Source organism: Neobacillus paridis, from assembly GCF_016765675.1.
Classification (GTDB): domain Bacteria; phylum Bacillota; class Bacilli; order Bacillales; family Cytobacillaceae; genus Neobacillus; species Neobacillus paridis.
The window spans coordinates 1-599 of record NZ_JAESWB010000081.1 but is presented as its reverse complement, the minus strand read 5'-3'; the positions used below and the strand labels follow the sequence as shown (position 1 = coordinate 599).

Annotated in this window: 1 rRNA gene; it reads left to right on the top strand. The window is 53.6% G+C overall.

The annotated features are described in order from the left end of the window. Window positions 1-35: 35 nt before the first annotated feature. A 5S ribosomal RNA gene (gene rrf, locus JK635_RS28005) occupies window positions 36-148 on the top strand. The last annotated feature ends 451 nt before the right edge of the window (window positions 149-599 follow it).

Genomic DNA, 599 nt, shown 5'->3' with positions numbered 1-599 from the left:
GAGCCGGCAGCGCGACAGACAACCGACAAGTCATGCCTGATGACCATAGCGAGTTGGTCCCACCCCTTCCCATCCCGAACAGGACCGTGAAACGACTTTGCGCCGATGATAGTGCTGCAACCAGTGTGAAAGTAGGTCATCGTCAGGCTGTTATTAGAAAACCCCCGGCGCCAGCAGGCGCCGGGGGTTTTTGCTTTGGGGTGACGCTTTCTGGAAGCGCATTTCTTGAAAATATGCTGATGACAAATGGCCTTTCGCTTGGTCTCAGCAACACAAACTTGCAGTTTGCGCAAACCATGGCGCACAGAGGTTGTTTTCGTATCTACCGTCCGCCTCCCGTAGCCTGCGCTGCAGAGGGCTTTGATGCGAAACGTGCGAAAACGGCTTTATCGTTTCGCTAAAAACGGGGGAAAGTTTGGTCGCACCGACAAGTTCAGGGGCCAAGCAATGTTTTTCCGAACCCATGCGCGCAGGTAGTGATATCGAACTGGACCGCTTCCTCGCGCGTTGCAGTCGCCGACTCGTGTGCCACGCACGAGCCTAGGGTGTTCCTTCAAGACGATCAAGCTTGTTAAGCTGTGTGTAAAAATTTTTATACC